Source organism: Mesorhizobium sp. GW821-FHT04C10 (genome assembly GCF_059420305.1).
On sequence record NZ_JBWKTL010000001.1, the window covers coordinates 3327731 to 3352734 of the forward strand.

The 25004-nt window shown below is 63.5% G+C and carries 22 protein-coding genes and 1 pseudogene; 18 read left to right on the forward strand and 5 right to left on the reverse strand.

Annotated features, from left to right (window positions below; genetic code table 11):
* The first annotated feature begins 121 nt into the window (after positions 1 to 121).
* Positions 122 to 445 (forward strand): DUF2934 domain-containing protein, encoded by a 324-nt coding sequence (locus AC07UC_RS16100; protein WP_494906701.1) that lies wholly within the window; start codon positions 122 to 124, stop codon positions 443 to 445.
* Positions 446 to 469: 24 nt separating this feature from the next.
* On the forward strand, positions 470 to 619 hold the full coding sequence (locus AC07UC_RS16105; protein WP_140773983.1) for a hypothetical protein: 150 nt from the start codon (positions 470 to 472) through the stop codon (positions 617 to 619).
* A 24-nt stretch (positions 620 to 643) separates the two neighbouring features.
* Here the strand turns inward: AC07UC_RS16105 and AC07UC_RS16110 are convergent, their stop codons facing one another.
* Complete coding sequence (locus tag AC07UC_RS16110; RefSeq protein ID WP_494906702.1) at positions 644 to 1141, reverse strand: hypothetical protein; 498 nt, start codon at positions 1139 to 1141, stop codon at positions 644 to 646.
* 125 nt (positions 1142 to 1266) lie between these two features.
* Positions 1267 to 2247 (reverse strand): AraC family transcriptional regulator, encoded by a 981-nt coding sequence (locus AC07UC_RS16115; protein WP_494906703.1) that lies wholly within the window; start codon positions 2245 to 2247, stop codon positions 1267 to 1269.
* Between the two features lie 176 nt (positions 2248 to 2423).
* On the opposite strand from AC07UC_RS16115, the gene AC07UC_RS16120 reads away from it, so the two are divergent.
* Entirely contained in the window at positions 2424 to 2996 is a 573-nt protein-coding gene (locus AC07UC_RS16120) for a sigma-70 family RNA polymerase sigma factor (RefSeq protein WP_494906704.1), read from the forward strand.
* A 278-nt stretch (positions 2997 to 3274) separates the two neighbouring features.
* On the opposite strand, the gene AC07UC_RS16125 is transcribed toward AC07UC_RS16120, so the two are convergent.
* Positions 3275 to 3694 (reverse strand): VOC family protein, encoded by a 420-nt coding sequence (locus AC07UC_RS16125; protein WP_494906705.1) that lies wholly within the window; start codon positions 3692 to 3694, stop codon positions 3275 to 3277.
* Positions 3695 to 3852: 158 nt separating this feature from the next.
* On the opposite strand from AC07UC_RS16125, the pseudogene AC07UC_RS16130 reads away from it, so the two are divergent.
* The 7 genes and pseudogenes from AC07UC_RS16130 to minE all read left to right on the forward strand — a co-directional run.
* Positions 3853 to 4083 (forward strand): annotated as a pseudogene (locus AC07UC_RS16130) (DUF2934 domain-containing protein); the annotation flags it as partial.
* A gap of 20 nt (positions 4084 to 4103) precedes the next feature.
* The gene (locus AC07UC_RS16135) at positions 4104 to 4253 is read left to right on the forward strand and encodes a hypothetical protein (RefSeq protein ID WP_494906706.1); all 150 of its coding nucleotides are present in this window, start codon (positions 4104 to 4106) and stop codon (positions 4251 to 4253) included.
* Positions 4254 to 4380: 127 nt separating this feature from the next.
* Positions 4381 to 6231: a trypsin-like peptidase domain-containing protein gene (locus AC07UC_RS16140; RefSeq protein WP_494908944.1), complete on the forward strand. Its 1851-nt coding sequence runs from the start codon at positions 4381 to 4383 to the stop codon at positions 6229 to 6231.
* Positions 6232 to 6373: 142 nt separating this feature from the next.
* Positions 6374 to 7924: a hypothetical protein gene (locus AC07UC_RS16145; protein WP_494906707.1), complete on the forward strand. Its 1551-nt coding sequence runs from the start codon at positions 6374 to 6376 to the stop codon at positions 7922 to 7924.
* Positions 7925 to 8060: 136 nt separating this feature from the next.
* Positions 8061 to 8903 (forward strand): septum site-determining protein MinC, encoded by an 843-nt coding sequence (minC, locus tag AC07UC_RS16150; protein ID WP_494906708.1) that lies wholly within the window; start codon positions 8061 to 8063, stop codon positions 8901 to 8903.
* 103 nt (positions 8904 to 9006) lie between these two features.
* Positions 9007 to 9822: a septum site-determining protein MinD gene (gene minD / locus AC07UC_RS16155; protein ID WP_056571258.1), complete on the forward strand. Its 816-nt coding sequence runs from the start codon at positions 9007 to 9009 to the stop codon at positions 9820 to 9822.
* Complete coding sequence (minE, locus tag AC07UC_RS16160) at positions 9819 to 10091, forward strand: cell division topological specificity factor MinE (protein ID WP_056571260.1); 273 nt, start codon at positions 9819 to 9821, stop codon at positions 10089 to 10091. The genes minD and minE overlap by 4 nt, the downstream gene beginning before the upstream one ends.
* Positions 10092 to 10389: 298 nt before the next feature.
* Here the strand turns inward: minE and AC07UC_RS16165 are convergent, their stop codons facing one another.
* Both AC07UC_RS16165 and AC07UC_RS16170 read right to left on the reverse strand, forming a co-directional pair.
* Positions 10390 to 11631 (reverse strand): ATP-binding protein, encoded by a 1242-nt coding sequence (locus AC07UC_RS16165; protein ID WP_494906709.1) that lies wholly within the window; start codon positions 11629 to 11631, stop codon positions 10390 to 10392.
* On the reverse strand, positions 11628 to 12353 hold the full coding sequence (locus AC07UC_RS16170; RefSeq protein ID WP_494906710.1) for a response regulator: 726 nt from the start codon (positions 12351 to 12353) through the stop codon (positions 11628 to 11630). The genes AC07UC_RS16165 and AC07UC_RS16170 overlap by 4 nt, the downstream gene beginning before the upstream one ends.
* 225 nt (positions 12354 to 12578) lie before the next feature.
* Here AC07UC_RS16170 and AC07UC_RS16175 point away from each other — a divergent pair, with 225 nt between their 5' ends.
* From AC07UC_RS16175 to AC07UC_RS16210, 8 genes are all read left to right on the forward strand, one after another.
* The gene (locus AC07UC_RS16175) at positions 12579 to 13286 is read left to right on the forward strand and encodes a hypothetical protein (protein ID WP_494906711.1); all 708 of its coding nucleotides are present in this window, start codon (positions 12579 to 12581) and stop codon (positions 13284 to 13286) included.
* 124 nt (positions 13287 to 13410) lie between these two features.
* Positions 13411 to 13623 (forward strand): hypothetical protein, encoded by a 213-nt coding sequence (locus AC07UC_RS16180; RefSeq protein WP_494906712.1) that lies wholly within the window; start codon positions 13411 to 13413, stop codon positions 13621 to 13623.
* Positions 13604 to 14758 carry an efflux RND transporter periplasmic adaptor subunit gene (locus AC07UC_RS16185; RefSeq protein ID WP_494906713.1) on the forward strand — a complete coding sequence of 385 codons (1155 nt, stop codon included), beginning with the start codon at positions 13604 to 13606 and terminating at the stop codon, positions 14756 to 14758. Before AC07UC_RS16180 ends, AC07UC_RS16185 begins: the two co-directional genes overlap by 20 nt.
* The gene (locus tag AC07UC_RS16190; RefSeq protein ID WP_494906714.1) at positions 14755 to 17904 is read left to right on the forward strand and encodes an efflux RND transporter permease subunit; all 3150 of its coding nucleotides are present in this window, start codon (positions 14755 to 14757) and stop codon (positions 17902 to 17904) included. Before AC07UC_RS16185 ends, AC07UC_RS16190 begins: the two co-directional genes overlap by 4 nt.
* Positions 17888 to 19156 carry an efflux RND transporter periplasmic adaptor subunit gene (locus AC07UC_RS16195; RefSeq protein ID WP_494906715.1) on the forward strand — a complete coding sequence of 423 codons (1269 nt, stop codon included), beginning with the start codon at positions 17888 to 17890 and terminating at the stop codon, positions 19154 to 19156. Before AC07UC_RS16190 ends, AC07UC_RS16195 begins: the two co-directional genes overlap by 17 nt.
* A gap of 4 nt (positions 19157 to 19160) precedes the next feature.
* Positions 19161 to 22328 carry an efflux RND transporter permease subunit gene (locus AC07UC_RS16200; RefSeq protein WP_494906716.1) on the forward strand — a complete coding sequence of 1056 codons (3168 nt, stop codon included), beginning with the start codon at positions 19161 to 19163 and terminating at the stop codon, positions 22326 to 22328.
* A 10-nt stretch (positions 22329 to 22338) separates the two neighbouring features.
* On the forward strand, positions 22339 to 23832 hold the full coding sequence (locus tag AC07UC_RS16205) for an efflux transporter outer membrane subunit (protein ID WP_494906717.1): 1494 nt from the start codon (positions 22339 to 22341) through the stop codon (positions 23830 to 23832).
* Positions 23833 to 23890: 58 nt separating this feature from the next.
* The gene (locus tag AC07UC_RS16210; protein WP_494906718.1) at positions 23891 to 24577 is read left to right on the forward strand and encodes an aspartyl/asparaginyl beta-hydroxylase domain-containing protein; all 687 of its coding nucleotides are present in this window, start codon (positions 23891 to 23893) and stop codon (positions 24575 to 24577) included.
* The last annotated feature ends 427 nt before the right edge of the window (positions 24578 to 25004 follow it).

The window sequence follows — 25004 nt, forward strand, 5'->3', positions numbered from 1 at the left end:
CGCCCGGCGCCTCGCTTCATCCCAGCCGTCCAGCAATTTCCACCCGGCCAGCGATCACGCAAAATTTTTGGATCATTCGTGCGGGCGCGGCGTTCATCCCGAACACCAAGGGAGAACGACGATGACCGACGACCGCAGCGACAAGATCCGAGACCGCGCCTACGCCATCTGGCAACGCGAAGGCGGCGCCCATGGCGACCATGAGCGGCACTGGCACCAGGCCGAAATGGAGATCGACAGGGAAGCAGCCCTGCCGCTGACAGCCGATGATGCCCTGCCGCAAACCCGCGAAATCGCCAGCACCGACGTGCTGGAGGTCGAGCAACTGGCCGTGCGCACCGGCATATCGGGCGACGAGGCGCAGGCCCTGATCGACCGCCTGGGCACCGACCGCGCCGCGATCGAGCAGGCAGCGCTCGGCCTGAAGGCCAAAAGGAGATCCTGATCGATCCTAGCGAGGGAGAGCGAGATGATCCGCAAACTCAAGGACGGCAAATACCGGCTTTATTCCCGCAAGAAGGACGAGAAGACGGGGAAGAGGCGGAATCTGGGGACGTTCGAGACGCGGGAAGCGGCGGAGAAGCATGAGAAGGAGGTGCAGTATTTCAAACGCCATTGAGGCTTGCCTCTGCAGTGCCGCAACTCATCCCTCGGTCGGCTCTTCGTAGATGCCGATGATGAGCAGCCATGCGCCTGAAATCAGGAAGGCGAATAGGACGATGGTTCCAAGGGCCGCGATGTAAAGGCCCACGCCGCGCCCGAGAATAAGGAAGATCGCGCCTGCAACCTCGGCCAGGTAACAGATCGTGCCCCCCGCCAGCCGGGGCCCGGTCAACCCAATCGAACTCATCCCCGCCATGATGGCGACGACATACCCTCTGACGAATATGAATGTTGCTACGCCCCAAAGAAAAAGCCATTCGAAGCCGAGCGCCGGAAGGTATTGACCTCCGAGAAGCGCAAGGCTGCATGCCATGAAAATCGCGCTGAAGCCCGACAGCATGTTGATTGCCCGGTTCTTGTGCGTCGTGTTGCGGACAATGCGTTCGGGATTGATCGAGATCGCGACGAAGATCAACCCGGCAAGCCCCGCCGCGCCGCCGCCCACCATGACGAAGAAATCAGTCCATTGATCCAACATGACTTGCCCCTCAGGTCCGAGCTTCAGACGGCTCGATGGACGTGCACGCTAGCATGGCTGCGTTCTCGAACTCCACGGGGCGAGACAGCCGATCGGCAGGGCGTCGTTTGGGCGACGGTATTGAGCTACTGCGCCGGGCCCGGTTCCATTTGGATATCCGAAGGCGTGACGCCAAACCTCCGTTTGAATGACCTGTGAAAGTACGACAGGTCGTTGAAGCCGACCGTAAAGGCGATATCGCTGATCTTGCGATGACGAGCGGACTCACGAAGCAGTAACTGGCGAGCAAACAGCAGCCGCTGCTCGAGAACAAATTCCGTGAACGTGGTGCCCGAGGACGCGAACATGCGCTGCGCTTGTCGCGGGCTGAGGCTGTTCGCCTTGGCGACGGTCTCGATGGTCAGATGACTCTTGTCCAGACTTTTGAGAACGTCGGCTTTCATCAGGTTCAACCGTGCGATCGAACCATCGCGTTGCCCGGCCAGGTTCTTCCGCTCGGCACTTGTCCCGATGAAGTGACCGACCAGATCCGCCAGGTGGTGCGCCGCCGCCTTCTGGCCGGACGGATCGAGCTCTCCACCGATTTCGCTACAGAGCGCTGAATAACGGTCGATCATGGCGCCCAAGGCCCGATCATGTCCAAGCGTCCGCGCCAGTTGCGTCTCCGCCGACGGCGCGACCTGCAAAAGCAGACGTCTCGGGAACCTTGTGGTTGTAAATCCGCCGGTCTGTTTCAGGTCCACGGCGCCGTCAATGTTCATTTCGGTCAGGCACATTTGTCCCGCCGTCAGATCGATGGTGTTGCTTCCCTGGGTCACGCTTACCTTGCCGCGCGTGGCGGAGATCAGTACCAGATCGTCGCAGCCATCAACCAGCAGGTCGCGTGTCCGTGCAAAACGCGCCGATCGGCCTTTCGGCGTGGCGATGGCGATCGCGTCGAGCAACACGAACTCATTGTGGCAATCGATGTAGTCGTCTTCGGCGGGTCCGACGTCGAGCCGGCAAAACCCGCGGCAAATGCCTTCACGCCACGCTTCGTAGGCTGATCCCTTGGCGAGGCCGTGGTGAAAGATCGAAAGGCGATTTGGCGGCTGCGCTTGGCGCATGACCCGTACCGTGAAAGGTGAATTATCCGAGTTTTAAACGAGCGCCAATCGTCTTTTCTCAGGCAGGCGCATGTCACCCCAGTCCACACGCTTGGCGCGATAGTCCACGACTGCGGTCGGGCCGCTTGTTACCACTCCGCCGGTTTCAGGTAAAGCTATCCGCGAGACGATACGCTATGACGACCCATGACAGGACTGGCCATGACAAGGCTGGCGAAGAGCGCGCGCGCCGGTTTCGAGACGCAACCCTGCCTTGCCTCGATGATGCCTACAGGCTTGCTTATTTCCTGCTTAGAAATCGCGCGGACGCGGAGGATGTTGTGCAGGAATGCTATCGGTGTGCTCTGCATCACTTCGAAAGCCGGCCTGGCGGCGCCATCAGGCCGTGGTTGCTCTCCATTCTCAGGAACCTTTGCTATTCTGAATTCGCCCGGCGTGGTCCACAAGAGACGCCGGTTGATCCGGCCGATGGCGAACACGCGAGCGCACCCCACTTTTGGCAAAAGCCGCCACCGCAGCCAGACTCCCCCCAGGTGCTCGACCGACAGGAAGACGCGGCCATCCGGCAGCTTGTCTATTCGTTACCCGCGCCTTTGCGTGAAGCCATGGTGATGCGCGAGCTTATCGGTATGTCCTACCGTGAAATCGCGGAAGTGGTTGGAGTACCACTCGGCACCGTGATGTCGCGTCTCGTGCGGGCCCGCGAACTGCTCTTGACCCGGTGGCAACCGAGCGACAAAGCCGCATAAAAGTGCCCTGAATTCCTTGACGCGATACCCCCGAAGGTTTCGGCCAAGGCCGAAGAAATCGCAAGCGTGGGACGATCTCATCTGTGGCGCCAACGGTTGCTGTCCGCTCGTAACGGGCATCGCCAGATATTGCCCTGGCTCTCGAGTGGCGCTTGCCGATCCGGCCGACAAGGAAGCCGCCCTGCCGCCGACGGCGGACGACGCGCCGACGGCGACAAGCGGGTCATGCTGGACATCGCATAGATAGCCTCAGGTCCTGAGGCCGATCGAGTAACATGTCAGTCCGCCTTGTCGCCGGAAGGCATCGCGGAAACGTCCATCCACATCGCGCCCACGGCATGGCCATCGGGATCAGCGAGGTCGCGGGTATACATGAACCCATGATCTTCGATCGGATTGATGTCGGCGACGCCACCGTTCGCGGCAGCAGCCGTGGCCATCGCATCGACCGCCTCGCGGCTGTCCAGGGACAGCGCCAGCATAACCTCGCCGGACGTCGATGGCGGGATGGGGCGAGTGGTCATGGTCTGCCATTTTTCACGGCTGAGCAGCATGAAATTGATGTCGTCGCTCCACACCATCCCCGCGGCCGTCTCACTGGTAAAGCTGGGATTGTTCTTGAACCCGAGAGCTTCATAGAACGCCATGGATGCCCTTACGTTGGTCACCGGCAGGCTCACGAAAATCTTCTTGCTCATCGATCATTCCTTTGGTTGTCGAGATGTCAGTCCAGGCGCCTGCTGTAAGACGGTTGACCACCCGCTGATCCGACACCGCATTTCAATTTTTTTCACCAGCGCAGCGGCACGGATGCCGAGGCACGCGTTCACTTTGGTGTCGGGTGCCCGCTTCTCGCGAGGGCCACTGGGCCGCGATGGAGATCGACCGGGAAGCAGCACTTCCGCTGACGGCCGACGACGCGCTGCCGCAAACCCGCGAAATCGCCAGCACCGGCGTGCTGGAGTTCGAGGAATTGGCCGTGCGCACCGGCCTGTCAGGCGATGAGGCGCAGGCGCTGATCGATCGCCCGGGCACCCGCGCGGATATCGAGCAAGCCGCCCGCAGCCTTAAGGCCAAGCGCGCCTAATCCTAACTGGGGAGAGCGAGATGATCCGCAAACTCAAGGACGGAAAATACCGGCTCTATTCCCGCATGAAGGATGAGAAGACCGGGAAACGGCGGAATTTGGGGACGTTCGAGATGCGGGAGGCGGCGGAGAAGCATGAGCGGGAGGTGCAGTATTTCAAGCGGCGGTGAGGGGGCATTATAGCAGTCTGACATTCCCAAACCGCTGCTCAAGTAGCCCGACCGACTGGGCTACTCTATTTGAGTTGACCCAATTTGTATGCGACCCTAATCTCATACTGGGCCGGGTCAGTTGATTGTGTCAAAGTTAGTTTCATTCGTTTCCATCTGTCTGAGCGTGTTGCTGTCATCTGCCGCAAACGCTCGAGCAGATAGCGAACAAGATTTCTATAACCGCTTGTCGAAAGAAGAGATCGGCCTCATCGCATCCGATGCCACTTCCGGCAACGTTGACGCAAAATATCTTTACGCAAACTACTTGGCCAGCATGAACCCAAAGGGTAACGCCGAGGCCGAAGCCATGAGGGCAGAGGCTGCAGCGGCAGGTCATCCGTCAGCCGAATTTGACATGTGCGTGACCGAGTCTCTCACCCAAGACAAACCGCCGTCGATGTCATCATGCCTCCGTGCTGCACTCGACGGAAATCCGAACGCCCAAACTTGGATGGGTCTTGCGCTTTCGGCTGGAATGTTTGGCCTCAAGGAGGATGCCTCGGCCGCTCTCGGCTGGTACAGGATGGCCGCATTCCAGGGTGACACTCTCGCTCTGTCGACAGTTGGGGACCAGTACTCGTCAGGAACTGGGGTGCAGAAGGATGATGCCCTGGCGATCCATTATTGGGAGAGAGCGGCATCTCAGGACAATGCGCTCGCGCTGCGGCAGCTTGGTCGAGCCTACGCTCTCGGGTGGGGTGTCCCGGTCGATTTGGAGAAGTCCAAGTTCTACTTCACGAGAGCGTCTGATTTCGGCGATGGCCCTTCACAATATTATCTAGGATTGCTCTACCGCGTGACCGGGAACTTCCAAAGCGCTTATGTCATGCAAACGCTTGCCCTCAAGACGGTCGAAGCCGGCGAGATACGTGACGGAGTTGTGAAGCAAAGGATTGAACTTCAGGCGATGCTTTTGCCGGAGCAGGTGCGGAAATCGGTAAAAATCGCGAAGAGTTGGCGGAAGAAAACGCCCAAGCCGACGCCGTTTATTGGAGGTACAGACTTTATAAAACGTCTCCAGAGAGAACTTAACAAACGTGGCTTCAGTGCTGGCGATGAGGATGGCATCGCGGGCGGCACGACCGTTAAGGCCTATCGTCAGTACTCGGACGTACTTCACATTCCAAACGCGCCGTTCGACCGACCGGCAATCTATTACATAGCCTATCGTTTGAATCTTTATGGCAAAGCCCAGCCCTCACAGCCGGGGGGGGCGGCCCCAGTTGTGGCGTCTCAGGAAGTGCCGAGCCAGCCGGCCCCAGATGTATCCGACAAGCAGGCGCCGAAGTCGGATGTAGTTTCCACAGGCTCCGGGTTTGTGGTCGATCACAAGGGGCATGTGGTCACGAACGCCCATGTCGCGAAGGGGTGCAGCTCAATTGGGATCATAGACCAGCAAGGGAACAAGATCGCGGCCAAGACCATCAAGGTGTCCGAGTTCAGCGATCTTGCGTTGCTTCAATCGGATGGCCTCAAAGATAGCGCGTCGGTCGCGTTCAGAGGCGGTGATCCTGTCAAACTGGGCGAAAGCGTCGTGGTGTTTGGCTTTCCGCTCACCGGCACGCTTTCGGACCATGGAAACCTTACAGTTGGTAATCTGGCTGCTTTGTCTGGGCTTCGAGATGATCCCGGCATGCTGCAAATTTCCGCCCCGGTCCAACCGGGCAATAGCGGTGGCCCCGTCTTGGACAGCCATGGTCGGCTTATGGGTGTCGTTGTCGCAAAGCTGAATGCCATAGCCGTGGCCAACGTAACCGACGACATTCCTCAGAATGTGAATTTCGCTATCAAATCGTCGGTTTTGGAGAACTTCCTACAGGCTAGCGCTATTGAGTACGAGGCAAATGGCCAAGCAACGAAGGAACTGCCGATTACGGACTTGGCCAGTTTGGCTCAGCATGTAACGGTTCGGATCGAGTGCCGTGGGTCATCTTAGATTGAGGACGCATTGCCAAATCTGTCTATGAAGTATAGTGTCTAGTTTGTACTTAAGGAAGATTTGTTAATATTAATTGAGATGAATGAGTTGTGTTGAAAGAATATTATCTTCAATAATATCATTGAAGTAGAGGAAAAATATGGCGACGATTCAGATCGATACGTTTGAGGTCCAGCTTGGAGCCGCTATGCTCCTACAATTCAGCACGTCTGATGGAATCGTAAGAGTGCTTGCAGACGCTGGGGTCAGCAAGCAAGCTCGGGGCTATACTCAGGATCACGTGTACAAGAAGCTACTTGGTCTTATGGATGGCTGGCAAGAGCGGCGCATCGATCTGATTATCGGCACACACTATGACGAAGATCACCTGCGTGGCCTAGTCCCAATCATTGATGACTCTTCAATTGCTATAGGCGAAATCTGGCTGCCTCCAGTGGCTAATGACAAGTTGCGATATGCCGTGGACACGTCGATAGATCCGAACTCACTGCTCGCACACCAGTTCAAAGGGGATGGCGGCAAGAACGCGTTGCGTCAGTATCTTGATGCAAAGCGATCTGACGTTGAATTGCTCGCCGACCTCGAAAGACGGCTCCTAGGATATGGCGAATCATCACCGCTCGACAACCGGATCTGGGTTGATCCGAATGAACGCGAACAGTTCTTTCGCGAACAATTGCCAGAGAACGGACATGACGATTCTCATGACCACGGACTCGAAGGCGAAATCGAGCCAGATGCCCGAGTCGAGAAGATGCTCTCAGACCTATCGAGCGGTCATCCTTCTTGGTGGTGGTGGGATGAATTGTCGACTGACAACCTAGTAGACACCACGCTACGTCCGAGATCCACCGCCGTGGTGGAGGCACAAGCAGCTTCGCTCGGGAATCTGCGGATTCGAACCGCCAAAGAAGCTATCAATGGAAGCTCACTCTTTGAAGTCGTCCAGGCCGTTAGCCGACGAGCCGGGTCTTTGCCCATTCGTACTGAGATAATTGATGATGGCATGCCGCGCCATTACCGATGGAACAACAGCAGCAAGCGTTTTGTGCTCAGTCCACCCGGCACCGATGGATTGCGGTTTGCTCTTTTGGGCCCGTCAAAATCCCTTGTGCGCAAGCACCGCGACCGGCTTCCTGTCATCGAATTAGCCAAGATCGCCCTCACCTTCACCGGCGAGATCAGGTCCATTACCCCCAGCAACCAACTGAGCTATATCGGTCGATTTGCTTATGCAAAGCAGGGAATATTGGTATCTGGAGATGCAGGCTGTGTCGATTTTAAGAGTGAGCGAAGCTCTACATACTATCAACCGCTGATTGAGGCGCTTTTGCCTTTGCATGTCATTCAAGTCGCTCACCATGCAGGCAGCAACGCGCATTTTTATCGTGTGCTCGCGGATGCTAAGTATCCTGAGCAGACTGCCCCATCCTTTCTTCTGCTCTCGCATGCGTATCATGATAGGACGCGGCCATCAGACGTGTTTCATGATTTTTTGCTGGCCACGGTAGGCCTGGGCGACGATGTTAGTTTACTTTTCACAAGTGAACCAACTCGGGACAAGGTGGAGGATTACCTATCGTCTATCAGTCCCCGCATAGGCGGGCCGAAATCCGACGTTGGAGATATTCAGTTGGAATTCGAAAAGGGTCGTTGGGACGTCCGCAGACATTTGATCGAGATCAAGTAGTTTGCCTCCAGCAGCAGGCTTAGCGGCAGGTGCTCTCGGGTGCGTTGAAATGCGCTAGCGCCAACCCCACCCCTCGTTAACCATTCGTTAACCATTATCTCGCTAGCGTTTACCTCTCAGTAAGGATTCGCCAGCCGTGACCTTTGCCGCTCCCCTCGAGGCCAAATCCATTCGCTTTCGTGCCCGTTCTTTCGTCGCTTTCACATTGACGCCCGAGGCGCCGCTTTCGGAATGGTTGCAGGGGCTGGATCACTGGATCGGCAATTCGCCGGGCTATTTTGCCGGGCGGCCGGTGCTGCTCGATCTGAACACGCTGAAGCCCGAGGCGGGCGAGATCGCGGCACTTGTGGCGGAGCTGGGGACGCGCGGCATCCGCATCTATGCCATCGAGCTTGAAGGGGCTTCGCTCGGGCCTGACCTGCCACCCTTGCTGGTCGGCGCCAAGGAGGCGACGACGGATGGGCTGCTGCCTGGCCGCAAGGGCGCCGACAAGGCGAGGGCGGAGGTTTCCGACAAGGCCGAGCAGCCCGAAGGCAGCGCCGGCAAGGGCAAGGCGGACAACGGCAAGGCCGACAGCGGCAAGATTGGCGAGGGCAAGGCTGGCGCAAGCAAGGCGGGCGAGAGCGAGCCGCAGGTTTCGCATTATGATTCGGGCACGCTGATGATCAAGGCGCCGATCCGGTCCGGCCAGGCGATCATGCATCCGCATGGCGATGTCATCGTGCTCGGCTCGGTCGCGTCCGGTTCGGAGATCGTCGCCGCCGGCTCGATCCATGTCTACGGCACGCTGCGCGGGCGCGCTTCGGCGGGTGCGCTGGGCAACACGAGCGCGCGCATCTTCTGCCGCCGCAACGAGGCCGAGCTTCTGTCCGTCGACGGCTGGTACATCACCGCCGAGGAGATGGAAGGGGTTTCGCGCGGCAAGCCGGTGCAGGCCTTCCTCGACGGCGACAAGCTGCGGGTCGAGACGCTGAGTTGAGAACGGCCGTCAGGGCGGTCGACTGAGAAAACAGGCCGGTACGGCCGACGACAGGCCGGCACGCCGGCCCGGAAATAAACGAATAACAACGGAGGCATTTTTCATGGGCAAGGTAGTGGTGGTCACTTCGGGCAAGGGGGGCGTCGGCAAGACCACCTCGACGGCGGCGCTCGGTGCCGCCGTGGCCAAGACCGGCAAGAAGGTGGCCCTGGTCGATTTCGACGTCGGCCTGCGGAATCTCGACCTGATCATGGGCGCCGAACGCCGCGTCGTGTTCGACCTCGTCAACGTCATCCAGGGCACGGCAAAGCTGTCGCAGGCGCTGATCCGCGACAAGCGGGTCGAGACGCTGTTCCTGCTGCCGGCCTCGCAGACGCGCGACAAGGACGCGCTGACGGAAGAGGGCGTCGGCGAAGTCATCGACAAGCTGCGCTCGGTGTTCGACTACGTGTTCTGCGACAGCCCGGCCGGCATCGAGCGCGGCGCGCAACTCGCCATGCGCTTTGCCGACGAGGCGGTCATCGTCACCAATCCGGAAGTGTCGTCGGTGCGCGATTCCGACCGCATCATCGGCCTGCTCGACGCCCGCACCATGCGCGCCGAACAGGGCGAGCAGATCGCCAAGCACGTGCTGGTCACCCGCTATGACGCGGCGCGGGCCGCGCGGGGTGAAATGCTCAGCATCGACGATGTGCTCGAAATCCTGTCGGTGCCGCTGCTCGGCATCATCCCCGAGAGCCAGGATGTGCTGCGCGCCTCCAACCTCGGCGCGCCGGTAACGCTGTCGGAGCCGCTCAACACCGCGGCCAAGGCTTATCTCGACGCCGCAAGGCGGCTGGAAGGCGAGGACCTGCCGGTCGTCGTTCCCTTCGAGCGCAAAGGCTTCCTCGACCGGCTGTTGGGAAGGAGGGCGGCATGAACGTGTTCGACCTTTTCCGTCGGCGCTCCAGCGCGCCGGTGGCGCGCGAGCGGCTGCAGGTGCTGCTCGCCTATGAGCGCCGCAACCGCAGCCAGCCCGACCTGGTCTCCATCCTGCGCGAGGAGATCATGGCCGTCATCGCCAAGCACGTGCAGATCGACCAGGATTACCTGCAGGTCTCGATGGATCGCGGCGAGACCATGTCGACGCTGGAGATCGATATCCAGATCCCCAACAAGAGCGCTGTGCCGATGGCGATCGCGGGATGACTTTTCACCCTCCCCCTTGGGGGCAGGGCAATCGCACATGAAATTTCCCGAAGGTTTGCCCGGCACGTACCCCCACCCCTAACCCCTCCCCACAAGGGGGAGGGAGACTCGCGCCGGCGCTGAACTCGGCAAACTTTAGAAGTTTCGACGCCAGAGCGTAGCGCGCGGCAGCGTTCCCTCCCCCTTGTGGGGAGGGTTAGGGTGGGGGTCCTCTTCGTAAAAACTCATATGCGATTGCCCTGCCCTTGGGGGAGGTCGATCCGCAAGGCGGATCGGGTGGGGGGCTGCGCCGCACCCCTCACACAGCCTTGAACACCACCGTCTGCGCCAGCCCGCCGCCCTCGCGGTTCTCCAGCGTCACCGTCCCGCCGTAGCGCTCGATGATTTCCTTGGCGATGGCCAGGCCCAGCCCCGCGCCCGGAATGAATTGCTGGCGGCCGGGGTCGACGCGGAAGAAGGGCTCGAAGGCCTTGTTGATGAGGTCCGGTGGAATGCCCGGGCCGTTGTCGGAAATGGTCAGCACCGCACGCCTGTCGGCGAGCGCGAGGTCGATGCCGCAGGCCTTGCCGTGCGTGGCGGCGTTGACGATCAGGTTGCGCAGCGCCCGGCGCAGGCCGAGCGCGCCGGCGCGCACCGAAACCTTGTCCAGATGGCCGATCGAGACGTGATGGCCGAGCGTGACCATTTCGGCCGAGATGTCGCGCACCATCCTTTCCAGGTCGAGCGGCTCGACGGCATCCTGGTTCACCTCCTCGCGCACCAGGCGGATGGCGCTGTCGGCGATGCGGTCGAGCTCGTCGAGGTCGTGAAGCCATTTGTCGCGTTCCTCGTCGAGGAATTCGGCGCGCAGCCGCATGCGCGTCATCGGCGTGCGCAGGTCGTGGCCGGCGGCGGCGACGAGGCGCATGCGGCTTTCCATGGCCACTCTCAGCCGCGACGACAGCTGGTTCAGCGCATGGGCCGTCGCCTTGACCTCGGCCGAACCCACTTCCGGCACCGCTGCCAGCACACCATCGCTGCCGATCTTGGAAACGGCGGCTTCCAGCATTTCCAGCGGCCGGATCAGCACCGAGGTGAAATAGACCGAGACGGCGGTGGCGCCGGCGACGATCAGCGAGATCCAGCCGGCGAGCACCAGCCATTCGCGCCCTGGCGGCTTGAGGTGCGGCACGTCCATGATCGCCCAGCGCCTGTCGGGCAGTTGCACCGAGGCGGTCTGGCCGGGTTCACCGGGCTTTTCGCTGATGATCGCCAGGAGGTCGAGGCCGCGGCGTTGCAGGATGTCGTTGAGCATCTCCGTTTCCGCGCGGGCGACCTTGCCGGCGGCCGGATGGTCTGAGAATTGCACCCGCAGCACATCCGGTATCGGCCCCGGCAGCAGCCGCGCCACGAGTTCCATCTGCTGGGCGATCCAGGGCACGGTCAGCTCCGGCGGCGGCCCGCCGCCGCGCACGCTGATGACGGCGGCGGTCGCCAGGCCGACGACGCCGACGATCGAAATGACCAAAAGCAGGATGAGGCGGCGGCGCAGCGAGTTCACGCCTGCGCCTCCACCGTCTCGACACGGGCGGTGAGCTGATAGCCGCCGTTGCGCACGGTCTTGAACAGCGGCCCTTCGCCGGTGTCGGAGAATTTGCGGCGCAGCCGGCTCATCAGCACGTCGACCGAGCGTTCGAGCGGGTCGCGCTCGCGACCCTGCGTGAGATCAAGCAGCTGGTCGCGCGACAGAAGCCGGCCGGGGCGGTCGAGGAACACCTGCAACAGGTCGAACTCGGCGCCGGTGAGATCGATGTTCGCGCCTTGCGTGTCCGTCACCTTGCGGGTGTCGGGTTCCAGCCGGTAGCTGGCGAAGCGGTAGACGCGGGCGCGGGGAGCGGGCGCTTCCTCCGGTGCGGCGCGCCGCAGCACGGCGCGGATGCGGGCGGTGAGCTCGCGCGGGTTGAAGGGCTTGCCGAGATAGTCGTCGGCGCCGAGTTCCAGTCCGATGATGCGGTCGACATCCTCCTTCAGCGCCGTCAGCAGGATGACCGGGACGTGGGGCTTGCGGTCCCGCAAGCCCCGGCAGATGTCGAGGCCCGAGCCGTCCGGCAGCATGACGTCGAGCACGACGAGGTCGAACTGGCCGGAGGCCAGCTTCTGCTCGCATTCGCGCCGGTCGGCGGCCACCGAGACGCGAAAGCCCTGGCCGTCGAGGTAGCGGCCGAGAAGCGTCCTGATCTCGCGGTCGTCGTCCACGACGAGGATATGGGGTTGTGACTGCATGATGCGTGCCCTCGCCCGTGATTATTGGGGCTCGAGGCTGATTATAGGGAGCGCGCGCGCCGGCGGCATGGAAAATTGCAACGCAATGTTTCTGGCCGGGGGCGGGAAACATTGGGAAACAAATCGCCGCTTTGCGGAAACCTTCGGCAACATGCCGACGCGAAGCGGACAAACAGGCTTCCTATCCTCATGGCCGTCCGATGCATGAGAGAAAGGAACACAATCATGCGAAGCAGACTTCTTGCGCTCGGCCTGTTTTCCGTCGCCGCGATTCATCCCGCGCTGGCGGCGCAGCCCGATGTCGGCCCCGCTCCCGGCGAGCCGCCGCCCGCCATGGCCATGCAGGACGGCCCGATGCCCGGACCGCAGGGCTTTGGCCCGCATGGCCCGGTGCGGCACGGTCCGCCAGGCTGGGGTCCGCAAGGCTGGGGCCCGCAGGGTTGGGGTCCGCATGGCCCTGAAGGCTTTGGTCCCCGCCGCATGGGACCGCCGCCGGAATTCATGCTGGCCACCCGGCTGGCGGCGCTTGAGACGCGCGTCGGCATCCGCAGCGAGCAGCTCGACGCCTGGCGCGACTATACCAGTGCGCTGCAGGCGGTGCTTTCGCCACCCCGGCCTGATCGCGGCCCCGGCGAAGCCGAGGCGAAGGGACCCGATGCGGCTCCGGGCGGCAAGCCCGATGCCTTCGCCTTCCAGGAAAGGCTGGCCGACGACATCACGGCGCGCGCGGCTTCGGCCGCCAAGCTCAAGGATGCGATCGCCGCGCTGCGCGCCAAGCTTACGCCCGAACAGCTCGAAATCCTCGCTTCGGCGGAACGCCCCCACGGACCACCCCCCGGCCCCTGGGGCGGCCCGCCGAATGATGCAGCCGCACCTGGAGGTCCGCCCGACCAGGGCGGGCAGCTTCCGCCACCCCAGCCCGGGAACGGCTGATCACTCCAGCCGGCTGCGCCGGCCGGCCCGGCGCCCAACCCGTTCTCGGGCCGGCCGGTCCCGTGGGATGGCTGGCAGATCCAGCCATCCCACCCTTCAAATCACGCACAACGGAAGCACGGCAATGTGGGAAGCCTTGATGATGCTGCGGCTGATCGCGTCGGTCAGGCCGATCGGCGCGCTCGGCCAGCGCGCCGGCCATGCCGCCACGCCGGCGGTGCCGCCGCTCGACACGCCGCAGGGCGCGATCCGTTTGCATTTTGCCGCCTGGCGCCTGTCGCTGCCGGTTTCGCGGCAGCCCGATGGCCACCGAAATCATGACCGCAAGATCGCGTAAGACATATCTCGTCCTGGCGGCCGTGCTGACCGTCCTGGTAGCTATGGCGGCGCTCAGGGCCTATGGGCGCGCGACCGTGGAACCCGCCGCGCCGGCGGCGGCCGCGCCGCGGGCCAGCCTCACGGTTGCGGTCGAGAAGGTGCGTTCCGAGGCGATCGCGTCTTCGATCAGTGCCACTGGCACCGTTGCCGCCTGGCAGGAAGCGAGTGTCGGCGCCGAGGCCTCCGGCCTCAAATTGACAGAAGTGTTTGTCTGCGAAGGCGATCATGTGCGGGCCGGCGACGTCGTGGCCCGGCTCGACGCCTCGGTGCTCAAGGCGCAGCTGGCGGAGCAGAAGGCCGCGGTCGACCAGGCCCAGGCAACGCTGGACACGGCTATCTCCGCCGCCGGCCGCGCCGACAGGCTGCTGGCCAGCAAGGCGATCAGCGCCGAGACGGCGGAAGACAAGGCGACCGCCGTCAAGACCGGCCGGGCGCAGCTCGAGCAGGCGCGGGCCGCCGCCGAGAGGCTGCAGGCGGAGCTCGACCAGGCAACCATCCGCGCCCCCTTCGACGGCATAGTCTCCAGCCGACCGGCGGTTGCCGGCTCGATCGTCCAGGCCGGCACCGAACTGATGAAGATCATCCGCGACGGCAGGCTGGAGGTCGGCGTGCTTGTCCCCGAAAAGGACCTTCCTTCGGTCTCGGTCGGGCAGGCGGCGACTATCGTCGATGCTTCCGGCCGGACCTTCACCGGCAGCGTGTCATCGATCGCCGAGACCGTCAGTTCGACGACGCGGCTGGCCACAGTCTATGTCGCGCTCGGCGAGGGCTCGGGCCTGAAGCCCGGCATGTTCGCCCGCGTGTCGATCGCCGGAGCCGCCTCGCAAAGTCTCAGCGTCGCCGAGACCGCCCTTGTATGGAAGGACGGCAAGCCCATGGTCTTCCTGGTCGACGCCGCCGGCAAGGCCGCCGCGCGCACCGTCACCAACGGCGCGCACAAGAACGGCCGCGTCGCCATAGAGAGCGGGCTGTCGGAAGAAGAGAGCGTCGTTGTCGCCGGCGCAGGCTTCCTCAGCGACGGCAATCTGGTGCGTGTCGCCGATGCGCAAGCGGGCGCGAACGTTGCCGGAAATACGACGGAGGCGGCGCGATGAACGCCATTTCCTCCTGGTCGATCCGCAATCCGGTGCCGACCATCGTGCTGTTCCTGTCGCTGACCATTGCCGGCCTCTATGGCTTCATGCAGCTGCGCACCAACAACATGCCCGACATCGACCTGCCGACGGTCACCGTCACCGTCTCGCAGTCGGGCGCGGCACCGAGCGAAATGGAAGTGCAGGTGGCCCGCGTGATCGAGAACGCCGTGGCGACGCTCGAAGGCGTCGACGACGTCTCGACCTCGATCAGCGAGGGCTCCTCCGTCACCACGGTCGAGTTCACGCTGGGCACCGATCCCGAGACCGCAGCCAACGACGTCCGCAACGCGGTGTCGGAGGTGCAGTCGAGCCTGCCGGCGGCGGCGCAGTCGCCGGTCGTGGCCAAGATCAACGCGACCGGCAATTCGGTGCTGACCTATGTCGTCGAGGCGCCGTCAATGTCGCCGGATGCGCTGAGCTGGTACATCGACAATGATGTGGCCAAGGCGCTACTCGGCGTCGACGGCGTCTCCAAGATCACCCGTTCGGGCGGCGTCGACCGCGTCATCCGTGTCGAACTCGATCCGGACCGGCTTGCCGCACTCGGCATCAGCGCCGGCGATGTCAGCCAGACGCTTGCCTCCAACAACGTCAACCAGCCGGGCGGCCGCACCAGCGTCGGCGGCCAGGAGCAGTCGGTGCGCACGCTGGCCAGTGCGGGCACCGTCGAGGCGCTGGCCGACACGCGCATCGCGCTCAATGGCGCCGGCGGCGTCAAGCTCTCCGATCTCGGCAGCGTGGTCGACAGCTGGGAAAAGCCGCGCCAGGCCGCCTATCTCGACGGCAGGCAGGTCGTCGCCTTCAATGTCTACCGCTCGGTCGGATCGAGCGAGATCGACGTGGTCAAGTCTGCGCGCGCCGCGATCGCAGGCATCGCGTCGAAGACCGACATTGCGAAATTCACCGAAGTCACCTCGTCCTCCGGCTTCGTGCAGGAGAGCTATGATGCCGCGTTCGAGGCGCTGTGGCTCGGCGCGCTGCTCGCCATCGGCGTCGTCTGGCTGTTCCTGCGCGACATCAGGGCGACACTGGTCTCGGCGGTCGCCATGCCGCTGTCGCTGATCCCGACCTTCGCTGTCATGGCGGTGTTCGACATCTCGCTCAACAACATCACCTTGCTCGCCTTGTCGCTGGTGGTCGGGATCCTCGTCGACGACGCCATCGTCGAGATCGAGAACATCGTGCGCCATATGCGCCAGACCGGGGCCAGCGCCTATCAGGCGGCAATCGAGGCCGCCGACGAGATCGGACTTGCCGTGGTGGCGACCACGGCGACCATCGTGGCGGTCTTCCTGCCGGTTGCCTTCATGCCCGGTATTCCGGGAAAGTTCTTCTTCTCCTTCGCCGTCGCCGTCTGCGTGTCGGTGCTGTTCTCGCTGCTGGTCGCGCGCATGCTGACGCCGCTGATGGGCGCCTATCTGGTGCGCGCCGGAGGCCATAGCGAGGACGACATGCCGGGCTGGGTGCCGACCTATCTCTGGCTGCTGCGCAAGGCGCTCGACCATCGCTGGATCACGCTTGTCGCCGGCATCGCCTTCTTCGCCGGCTCGATCGGGCTGGCAACGAAACTGCCGACCGAATTCATGGCGGCGACCGATCGCGGCCGCTCCATGATCTCCGTCGAGCTGCAGCCGGGCTCGACGATCGAGCAGACGACGAATGTCGTCCAGGACATCACAAGGCGGCTCAAGGACGAGCCGGCCGTCGACAGCATCTTTGCCACCATCGGCACCGCGGCCACCTCGGGCGGCGGTCCGAACCGCGGATCGACTTCCGCCGAGGTGCGCAGCGCCAACGTCACCGTCAACCTGAAGCCGCGCGGCGAGCGCAGCGTGAGCCAGCAGCAATTTGAGGCCGAGGCGTCACCGAAGCTCAACGATATTCCCGGCGCGCGCATCCAGTTCGGCGCCGACGGCTTTGCCGGTGCCAAGGTGGCGATCACGCTGGTCGGCGACGATGGCGAGGCGCTTCAGAAGGCCAGCGATGCGCTGATCGAGGGCATGAAGCCGGTGCCCGGCCTCATCAATCCGACCTCGACGGCGGCAACGACCAAGCCCGAGCTGATCGTGCGTCCAGACAGCGCCAGGGCGGCAGAACTTGGCGTCACGCCGACCGAGATCGCGGCGACGGTGAAGATTGCCACCATCGGCGACACCGACACCAGCCTGGCCAAATTCAATCTCGGCGACCGCCAGGTGGCGATCGTCGTGACCTTGCCCGACGGCGCCATCGACGACCCTGCGAAACTGGCGGTCCTGCCGCTGATCGGCAGCAAGGGCACGGTGCCGCTCGGCGCGGTCGTCGATATCGGCTTCAATGCCGGGCCAAACAGCATCACCCGGGTGGGGCGCAGCCGCAGCGCAACGATAGAGGCTGACCTCTCCGGCCTGACGCTCGGCCAGGCGACAACGGCCATCCACGCCTTGCCAGCGATGCGCAACCTGCCCGCCGGCGTCCAGGAACTGGCGCGCGGCGATGCGGCGCGCATGCAGGAGCTGTTTTCGGGCTTCACCACCGCGATCGCCGCCGGCATCCTGCTGATGTACCTGACGCTGGTCCTGCTGTTCCGAGGCTTCGTGCAGCCGGTGACCATCCTGGTCGCGCTGCCGCTGTCGATCGGCGGCGCGCTCGGTTTCATACTGATCACCGGCAAGGCGCTTGGCATATCGCCGCTGATAGGGATATTGATGCTGATGGGCATCGCGGCCAAGAACTCGATCCTGCTTGTCGAATACGCCCTGGTCGCGGAGAAGGAGCGTGGTATGAGCCGCTTCGACGCGCTGCTCGACGCCGCCCGCAAGCGGGCACGGCCCATCGTCATGACATCGATCGCCATGGGCGCGGGCATGATGCCGATCGCGCTCGGCATCGGCGCCGACGCCGAGACGCGGGCGCCGATGGCGATCGCCGTGATCGGCGGGCTTATCTCCTCGACCGTGCTCAGCCTCGTCTATGTCCCGGTCGTCTATACCTTCATGGACGACATCCAGCGCTTTCTCGGCCGGCATCTCGCCCGGCTTCTGGTGGAACGATCCGATTCCGACAGCCAGACGGCGACCGCAACTCCAGCGAAAGATCATTCAAGCCATGTCTATCCAGTCTAGACAGTCTTCCTTGTCGGCCCGCCGGCTCGCGCCGTGGACGGCGGCGCTCGCTGCCGCCCTTCTGCTGGCTGCCTGTTCGCAGGAGCAGAGCAAGACCCCGGCCGGCATGGGCGGGGTCGCAAAACCGGAAGTCGGCGTCGTCACGCTGCATCCGCAGTCGGTGGCGATAACAGCCGAACTGCCGGGACGCACTTCAGCCTCGCTCACCGCCGATGTGCGCCCGCAGGTCAACGGCATCATCCAGGCGCGCCTTTTCAAGGAGGGCAGCGAGGTGGTGGTCGGGCAACCGCTCTACCTCATCGATCCGGCGAGCTACCAGGCCGCCTATGACAGCGCGCAGGCGGCCCAACAGAAGGCCGAGGCGGCGGTGCCGACGGCGCAGGCCAAGTTCGACCGTTATGCCGGCTTGCTCAAGCAGAACGTTGTTTCCAAACAGGATTATGACGATGCCGCCGCAACGCTGGCCCAGGCCAATGCGGATGTCGCGTCCGCCAAGGCCAGTGTCGAAACCGCGCGCATCAATCTCGACTACACCAAGATCACCGCGCCGATCGCCGGCCGCATCGACAAGTCGTCGCTGACGCCGGGCGCCCTGGTCACCGCCAATCAGGACACCTTGCTCACCACCATCCGTTCACTCGATCCGATCAATGTCGACGTCACGCAGTCGAGCACCAATCTGCTCAACCTGCGCCAGGCCATCAATGAGGGCCGGCTGAAGTTCAGCGGTCCCAATGTCAGCGTCAAGCTGAAGCTCGAGAACGGCACCATCTACAACCAGACCGGCAAGCTGGAATTCGCCGGCGCCAATGTCGACCAGACCACCGGCACCTTTGCGCTGCGGGCCGAGTTCCCCAATCCCGACCGCCTGCTTCTGCCGGGCATGTATGTGCGCGCGCTGGTCGAAGAGGGCGTCGCCCAGAACAGTTTCCTGGTGCCGCAGCGCGGCGTCACCCGCAACACCAAGGGCGAGGCCACCGCCATGGTCATCAACGCGCAGGGCAAGGTCGAGACGCGCGTGCTCGCCGTGCGCAACAGCGTCGGCAACAACTGGCTGGTGGATTCGGGCGTCGGCGATGGCGATCGTGTCATCGTCGAGGGCCTGCAGCTGGTGCGCCCCGGCGGCGACGCGACGGGCGTCGAGGTGACGATCGACGAGACGACCGGCGAGGTGAAGGACCGGGCGCAGACCTCTTCGGCCGCACCTTCCACGTCCAAGATGGCCGATAGCAGCCAGTCGACCGGGAACTGAGGCGATGTCAGCATTCTTCATCAACCGGCCGATCTTCGCCTGGGTGATCGCCATCGTGATCATGCTGGGCGGCCTGCTCGCGCTCACCACGCTGCCGATCTCGCAATATCCGCAGATCGCGCCGACCACGGTCAACATCAGCGCCAACTATCCGGGCGCCGACGCGCAAACGGTCGAGAACTCGGTGACCAAGGTCATCGAGCAAGGCATGACCGGCATCGACAATCTCGACTACATGACGGCGACCTCGACCTCGACCGGCCAGGCCACGATAACGCTGACCTTCACCAGCGCGGCCGATCCCGACACCGCCCAGGTGCAGACGCAGAACAAGCTGCAGCTGGTGCAGTCGCAGCTGCCGCAGGTGGTGCAGAGCAACGGCATCACCGTCTCCAAATCCTCGACCGGCTTCCTGATGGTCATCGGCTTCGTCTCCAGCGATGGCAAGATGAACTCGACCGATCTTGCCGACTATGTCGACTCGACCATCAACGACACGCTGAAGCGCGTCGAAGGCGTCGGCTCGACGCAGCTGTTCGGCTCCAGCTATGCCATGCGCATCTGGCTCGATCCCGACAAGCTCGCCAAATACACGCTGATGCCGAGCGACGTGGCCTCGGCGATCCAGGCGCAGAACACGCAGGTCTCGGCCGGCCAGCTCGGCGGCATGCCGCAACGCAAGGGCCAGCAGCTCAACGCCACGGTGACGGCCAAGAGCCGGCTGCAGACAGCCGAACAGTTCCGCAACATCATCCTGAAGAGCCAGACCGACGGTTCGCTCGTTCGCCTCAACGACGTCGCCACCGTCGAGCTCGGCGCCGAGAGCTATACGACGCAAGCCAGATACAATGGCCAGCCGGCGGCCGGCGTCGCCGTCAACCTCGCAACCGGCGCCAACGCCATCAGCACGGCGGAAGCGGTGCGCACGACGATCAACCGGCTGAGCTCGACCTTCCCGCAAGGCGTCGAGGTCGTCTACCCCTACGACACCTCGCCCTTCGTGCGGCTGTCGATCGAGGAGGTGGTCAAGACGCTGGCCGAGGCGATCGTGCTGGTGTTCCTGGTGATGTTCATCTTCCTGCAGAATCTGCGGGCGACGATCATCCCGACCATCGCCGTGCCGGTGGTGCTGCTCGGCACGTTCGGCGTGCTGTCGCTGTTCGGGTATTCGGTCAACACGCTGACCATGTTCGCCATGGTGCTGGCCATCGGCCTGCTGGTCGACGACGCCATCGTCGTGGTCGAGAATGTCGAACGCGTCATGGCGGAGGAAGATCTGTCGCCGAAAGAGGCGACGCGAAAATCGATGAACGAGATCACCGGCGCGCTGGTCGGCATCGCCACCGTGCTGTCGGCAGTGTTCGTGCCGATGGCCTTCTTCGGTGGCTCGACCGGCATCATCTACCGGCAGTTCTCGGTGACCATCGTCTCGGCCATGGTGCTGTCGGTGCTGGTCGCGCTGGTGCTGACGCCAGCGCTCTGCGCCACGATCCTGAAGCGGCCCAAGGACCATGCGACGCAGACCGGCCCGTTCGGCTGGTTCAACCGCGTCTTCGATCGCGGCACGACAGCCTATCGCGACGGCTCGCACGGCATCATCAAGCGGTCCTGGCGCTTCCTGGCCGTGTTCCTTGCCATTGTCGTGGCCATGGGCTGGATGTTTGCCCGGCTGCCGAGCTCGTTCCTGCCGGAAGAGGATCAGGGCATCCTGATCACCAGCGTGTCGCTGCCGGTCGGTGCGACGCAGGACCGGACCGAGCGTGTCCTGGCTGAGGTGACCGACCACTATCTCAAGCAGGAAAAGGACGCTGTCCAGGGCGTCTTTACGGCCTCCGGCTTCGGCTTCGGCGGCGCCGGGCAGAATGTCGGCATCGCTTTCGTGCCGATGAAGGATTTCAGCCTGCGCAAATCGCCGGCCTTGTCGGCGCAAGCGGTTGCCGGTCGGGCCATGGGCGCCTTCTCCAAGATCCGGGATGCGCAGGTTTTCGCGCTTGCCCCGCCCGCCATCCAGGGTTTCGGCAACACCAACGGCTTCGATTTCTACCTGCAGGACGTCAACGGCGCCGGCCATGACGCGCTGATCCAGACGCGCAACCAGCTGCTGGGTCTTGCCGCGCAGAGCAAGCTGCTCGCCAACACGCGGCCCAATGGCCAGGAGGACCAGCCGCAATTCTCGATCGATATCGACCAGGAGAAGGCCAGCGCGCTCGGCGTCAGCCTCGCTGACATCAACAACACGCTGTCGAGCGCCTGGGGCAGCGACTACGTCAACGACTTCATCGACCGCGGGCGGGTGAAGCCGGTCTATATGCAGTCGGACGCGAACTTCCGCATGCAGCCGGAAGACCTGGACAAATGGCAGGTGCGCAATGCCAGCGGCGCCATGGTGCCGTTCTCGGCCTTTGCCTCCAGCCACTGGACATTCGGTTCGCCGCGGCTGGAACGCTACAATGGCTCGGCGGCGGTCGAGATCCAGGGCGCGGCGGCAGCCGGCGTGAGCTCCGGTGCGGCGATGGACGAGATCGACAGGCTGGTGGCGCAGCTGCCGCCCGGATATTCCCACGAATGGACCGGGCTGTCGCATCAGGAACGGCTTTCCGGCAACCAGGCGCTGTCGCTCTATGCGATTTCGGCGCTGGTCGTGTTCCTTTGCCTTGCCGCGCTTTATGAGAGCTGGTCGATCCCGTTCGCGGTCATGCTGTCGGTGCCGATCGGCATTTTTGGCGCGCTCGCGGCGGCAACGCTTTTCGGCCAGACCAACGACGTCTATTTCAAGGTCGGCCTGCTGACCACGATAGGCCTGGCCGCCAAGAACGCCATCCTGATCGTCGAGTTCGCCATCGAGCGGCAGGCGGCCGGCATGGGGCTGGTCGAAGCGACGCTGGAAGCGGCGCGACAACGATTGCGGCCGATCCTGATGACGTCGCTGGCCTTCATCCTCGGCGTCACGCCGCTCGCGATCGCCAGCGGTGCGGGCTCGGGCGCGCAGAACTCGGTCGGCATCGGCGTGATGGGCGGCATGATCGCTGCGACGGTGATCGGCGTGTTCCTGGTGCCGCTGCTGTTCGTCACGGTGCGACGCATCTTCAAGGGCAGGGTGGCCAAACAGGATACCGGGCCGGATCTCGGGCAAGGCACGGACGAGAAGCCGGCGACGGCCAACCAGCAGTAAGGAACTTCCCATGACAGGTTTGGAACGTGGCCCGGTGGCCGCGGGGCGGCTCATTGCGCCCATGATCACGGCTGTTCTGCTTGCCGGATGCGTCGTCGGCCCGGACTACCGGACGCCGATCCTGCCGATGCCGGCGAACTGGAGCGGTGAGAAGCCGACGAAATCCGCCCAGCCGGCGCAGCTGTCGCAATGGTGGCAGCGCCTGCGCGATCCGCAGCTCAACACGCTCGTCGCGGAAGCCGTCGCCGGCAATCTCGACGTCGCCACCGCCAAGGCCAAGATCCGCGAGGCGCGCGCCAGCTATCGCCAGAGCGCGGGAACGCTGCTGCCGTCCGTGGACGGCTCCGGCTCGGTGACGCGCAACAAGTCGTCCGCGACCACGGCGGGGACCAATTCGATCTACAGCGAATACCAGGCCGGTTTCGACGCCAGCTGGGAGCTCGACCTGTTCGGCGCCAACCGCAGGGGCGTCGAGGCCGCGCGCTACGGCGTGGACGCGGCGCAAGAGGAATTGCGCTCGACGCTGCTGACGCTGGTCGGCGATGTCGCGTCCTATTACACCCAGGCGCGCGGCTACCAGGCCCGCATCGCGCTCGCCCGGCGTTCGGCGGTGTCGCAGAGGCAGACCGCCGAACTCACCCGCACCATGGCGTTGGCGGGGTCGGCGACGGCCGCCGACGTCGCCAAGGCGATGGGGCAGGCGGCCAGCACGGAGGCCGAGGTGCCGACGCTGGAAGCAAGCTATGCCGAGGCGGTGCATCGCCTGTCGGTGCTCACCGGCCGGCCGCCGGCCGCGCTCAGCGAGCGGCTGAAGCGCGGCAAGCCGATCCCGTCGCCGCGCCTGCCGATGCCCACCGGCATTCCCGCCGACATCCTTTTGTCGCGCCCGGACGTGCGCATGGCGGAGCGGCAATACGCGCAATACACCGCCAAGGTCGGCCAGGCCGAGGCGGCGCGTTATCCCTCGGTCAGCCTGACGGGAAACATCAGCACGGCGGCCCTCAATCTCGGCGATCTCGGCAAGAATTCGTCGATCGGCTGGTCGTTCGGGCCTTCGCTCAGCGTGCCGCTGTTCAACGCCGGCCAGTTGCAGGCCGCGGCCGACGTCGCCCGGGCGCAGCGCGACCAGTATTTCATCGCCTATCGCGCCTCGGTGCTGACCGCGCTCGAGGATGTCGAGAACGCGCTGGTGCTGATGGCGCAGGAGCGCATCCGGATCGGCAAGCTTGCCTCGTCGGCGAAATCCTATGGTGAAGCGGCAAATCTCGAAGGCACGCTCTACAAGGCCGGCGAGACCAGCCTGCTCGATGTGCTCGACGCGCAGCGCTCGCTCTACACGGCCGAGGATTCCCTGCTGCAAAGCCGCGTGCTGCTGGCGACCAACTACATCGCCCTCAACAAGGCGCTCGGCGGCGGCTGGGACGGCGCGGTCGACAGCGCGAAGCCCGAGATCATCGACGTCAAGGCCGGGCCAAGGCTGGCGTCGACGATGACGGCGCAGTGAACAAGATGTGTAAACAAAACCGGGGGCCATCCGTTTATAATCGCGTGGAGGCAATGCGATGTCCCGTACCTACGATCTTGCATCCGATGTGATCCGGCGTGTCTATGAAAGGCGGATAGAGGCGCCGGCGATCCTCGATACCGATACCGAATTTCCCAACGCGGCGAAATTCATCGACGCCTGGCGTGAAATCCGCGACGAAGCGTTGGGCGTACATCTGGGCAAGGTTCCGCGTTTCCACGACATCATGCCCGAGCAGGCCGATATCTCGGCCAATGACGGCCTCGACTGGCGCATGTTCGTGCTCAAGGCCTATGACATGGCGGTTCCGGAGAACCTTGCGCGCATGCCGGTTCTCAGCCGCTTGCTTGCCGAATGCGCGGAAGTCAAATCGGCGGCTATCTCGTTCCTCGCACCGCGCAAGCACATTCCCAGCCATCGCGGACCCTTTCGCGGCATCATGCGGTTCCACCTCGGCCTGGTCATCCCGCGGCAAGTCGATGGCCGCCCGGCGACCGTCATGATGATCGACCATCAGGAGAAACGGATCACCGACGGCGAAGGCATGCTGTGGGACGATACCTATCCGCACGAGGTGATGAACAATGCCGATGAAACCCGCATAGCCCTGCTCCTGGATGTCTGGCGTCCGGGCATGCCCTGGGACATGGAGGTCCTGTCCAGACTGATCGTGCGCGGCGTGCAGGCGGGAATGCGCCGCAGAGGCGTGTCGTTCGGCGGCTGAACCGGCGGCGGCGACAGCGCGCCTGACGCGAACGGCATTGCCGATCACGTCAGCGGGGCGTTTCTCGCCTAGGTCCGGGGCATTCTTACCTCGGCAACAGATAGCGGATTGTGAGCGATGCACCCTTACCCTTTAAAGGGGCACAAACGACCTCATCCGCATCGCGTTTCTCAAAATACATAGCGTCGCAGCACAGTGGCATTCTGTGTCCCGTGCCGGGGTAGCCTCCAACTTTACGATGCAGTTCGCCGGAATTGATTTCAACATGAGGTGCGCCATGCTTCTGAGCGCGCTTAATTTGGGCGCATAGCTCATCATGGAAATCGCGAGCAGTAGCGGCTAACGACTTCCTTGTCACCCATTGATCGGACAAATCTCGGTATTGAAGGCTCATGGCAACTCCCATGCTTTGCGCTAAGCATATGGG